3 protein-coding genes are annotated in these 2,907 nt (G+C 76.5%); all 3 read left to right on the top strand.

From position 1 onward, the window contains the following. Nucleotides 1-232 precede the first annotated feature (232 nt). The 3 genes from ACFXAM_RS38405 to ACFXAM_RS38415 all read left to right on the top strand — a co-directional run bounded on the left by ACFXAM_RS38405 (nucleotide 233) and on the right by ACFXAM_RS38415 (nucleotide 2,704). Complete coding sequence (locus ACFXAM_RS38405) at nucleotides 233-1,618, top strand: AAA family ATPase (protein WP_380298548.1); 1,386 nt, start codon at nucleotides 233-235, stop codon at nucleotides 1,616-1,618. After that, entirely contained in the window at nucleotides 1,615-2,007 is a 393-nt protein-coding gene (locus ACFXAM_RS38410) for a nucleotide pyrophosphohydrolase (RefSeq protein WP_380298549.1), read from the top strand. The genes ACFXAM_RS38405 and ACFXAM_RS38410 overlap by 4 nt, the downstream gene beginning before the upstream one ends. A 145-nt stretch (nucleotides 2,008-2,152) precedes the next feature. Next, a complete protein-coding gene (locus tag ACFXAM_RS38415; protein WP_380298550.1) occupies nucleotides 2,153-2,704 on the top strand; it encodes a DUF6099 family protein in 552 nt (183 codons plus the stop codon). Nucleotides 2,705-2,907: the final 203 nt, after the last annotated feature.

Genomic DNA, 2,907 nt, shown 5'->3' on the forward strand with positions numbered 1-2,907 from the left:
GGGCCCCCCCCCCGGCCCCGGACCGCGCCGCCCACCGCCACCCACCCGCGGCCCCCCCCCCCCCCGACCCGGGGCCCCTACCCCAACCGACCCGGGCCCGCGCGGCGCCGGGCCGGGCCCGCGCGCCGGTGGGCGGCGCGTGCCCGGCGCCGCGCGCCGCCGTCACCCCGATGGGATGAATCTGCCGGGCAGGCACGTTTCTGCCCCCCGACCGGCCGCTAACGTCCCACGGGTGAACCGCGACGCCACCCGGCCCGCCGTGCCGGCCCACCCGCAGCAGCGCAGTCCGGACCCCGGCGTGCCGACCGTCCGGCGCCCGATCGTCGAGGAGATCCGCCTCGCCTCGTTCAAGTCCTACCGGCGCGCGAGCCTCCCGCTCGCGCCCCTCACCGTGCTGCACGGCCCCGCCGGCGTCGGCAAGTCCAATGCGCTCGACGCCCTCGCCGTCCTCTCCCGGCTCGCCCTCGGCGAGGAGATCGGCACCTCCCTCGACGGACGGCCCGGCACCACCGGCCCCCTCGCCAAACCCGTGCGCGGCGGCCTCGACGGCTGCGTGCCGCACGGCCGCAACGCCCTCATCCTCGGCTGCACCGTCCGCTCCCCGGACGGGCCGATCGGCCTCGAACTCGTCATCCGCACCGACGGGCCGGTCCGCGTCGCCCGGGAGAAGCTCACCCTCGACGGACAGACCCTCGTCGAGACCGGCGAACAGGACGTGCGCAAGGGCCGCGTCAACGTCAGCTGGCACAACGACACCCGCCAGGGCGACATCCGCGCCCCGTTCCCCAGCGGCACGCTGATCACCGCCCAGATCCCGCTGCGGGTCGCCGGCTCCTCGCCGGGCGAACGCAAGGTCCTCGCCGCCGCCGAACAGCTCCTCACCGCGCTGCGCGAGGTCTTCCCCGTCCACCCCGTGCCCGCCCTGATGCGCGGCTGGGCCCGCCCCGACCCGCAGGCCCGGCTGCTCAGCACCGCCGCCAACATCTCCGCCGTCATCGCCCGGCTCAGCAACGAGTGCACCCGCCGCTACGGGCAGCTGCTGCGCGTCGTCCAGTCCGCCGCCCCGCACCCGCTGCTCGGCCTCGACCTCGCCCACCGCGGCAGCGGCGCCGAGCAGCGGGTGCTCGCCGTGTTCGACGAGGGCCTCCTCGGGCGCACCGGCGCCGACCAGGCCTCCGACGGGATGCTGCGCCACCTGGCGTTCGCCGCGGTGCTGCTCACCGGCGCCGGGGTGCTGGACCTCGACGTGGCGGCCGAGGTGCCGTGGGCGCAGCGGCAGCTCACCGTGCTCGCCGACGACCTCGGCGCGGGGCTCGGCACCGACCAGACCGCGTCGCTGCTGCGGCTCGCCCGGGACATGGCGGGGCGCAACCAGCTGCGGGTGCTGGCCACGCTCCAGGAGCCGGCCGCGGCGCGGGACGCGCTGGGCGGGGCGGGCGAGCTGCCCGCCGGGGCGGCGGTGGTGGAGTGCCGGCGCGACCCCGGTTCGGGGCTGACGGTGCTGCGGCCGGAGACGGCGCGGGTGCCGGCCCAGGCGGTGCGGGACGTCTCCGCGGCCCCGTCTCCGTCGCCGCCGCTCCGTCCGGTGGCCGGTGATGCGGTAGACCTGGACGGGTGAACGAACGAGAGACGGAAGACCTCGCCCCCACCCTGGAAGAGCTGCGGCAGCGGCTGGTGGACTTCGCCGCCGCCCGGCGCTGGGAGCCCTTCCACACGCCCAAGAACCTCGCCGCGGCGCTGACCGTGGAGGCGGGTGAGCTGCTGGAGATCTTCCAGTGGCTCACGCCCGAGCAGGCGTCCGCGGTGATGGCCGACCCGGACCGCGCCCACCGGGTGCGGGACGAGGTGGCCGACGTGCTCGCCTACCTGCTGCAGTTCTGCACGGCGGTGGGGGTCGATCCGCTGCCGGCCCTGGCGGCCAAGATCGAGCGGAACGAGCTGCGCTTCCCGGTCCCCGGCGCTCCTGCCGCCGGGGACGGCGGCGTCAACCCGGAGGGCGCCTCCTAGGCCTTGTGGGGGACGGGAGTTGTCCACACCCCCCGGGTTGTCCACAGCTTTCCCGTCTGCCCGTGCAGGCCCTTCCGTCCCGGCGCACTCTCTCCCCGTGACCGCACGGCAGGGCGCCGTGCGAGTGACGGAAGGAGGGCGCGGCATGGAGGCGCTGCGACTGATCAAGACCGCCCGGCACGCCCTGGCGGAGACCAGGAACATCCCGGACGTGCTGGCCGAGGCCCGGCAGGCGGCCCTGCTCGCCGAGGCGGTGGGCGCCCGGCTCGTGCGGGACGAGGACGGCGAACTCGCCGGGCTCGGGCAGCAGTTGTCCGAGGCGGCACTGCACGCCGCGTGCTGCCTGGACCATGCGACGGGGGATGTGGCGGGGGCGTCGGCCTTCGGGCCCGGCAGCCGGGCCCGAAGGCTCGGCGACCTCGGCGAGCTCGGGCCGATGCTGGACGAACTCGGCGGACTGCTGAGGGACATCGGGGAGACGTTGGTCGTGCTGGCCTGCGGGGCCGGCACCGAGAGCCTCTATTGGGTGTGCATCGACGGCGTCGACGCCGGGGCGGAGTGCACCCAGCTGGTCGGCGAACTGCGGGACGCCGTGCGGCGGATCGCGGGCGAGCGCCCGGAGGAGGCGGAGGACGGGCTGCTGGTGTTCCAGCTCGACCCGCCGACGGGGGAGGTGGTTCCGACGCCGGTGGCGTGAGGGACGGCGAGTGGTTCCTGGACGGTCGGCGCCGCCGTCCAGTGGCCCCTCTCCGCAGTGGCGGAGCCGGACGCGGCTCCCACCACTGCACCCGACCAGGGGCACCGCCCACCGCCCGACGCGGTCGTGTCGTGTGGGCGCAGTGGGACAACCGGATAGCGGGGTGGTGGGTGCGGGAGCGGGAAGGGCGGAGGGAGGGAGGG

This window comes from Kitasatospora sp. NPDC059462 (genome assembly GCF_042749955.1).
Lineage (GTDB): Bacteria > Actinomycetota > Actinomycetes > Streptomycetales > Streptomycetaceae > Kitasatospora.

Bases quoted from the DNA above. Each gene is read 5' to 3' on its own strand.
- ACFXAM_RS38415 (WP_380298550.1), top strand. From the start codon at position 2,153: ATGGAGGCGCTGCGACTGATCAAGACCGCCCGGCACGCCCTGGCGGAG.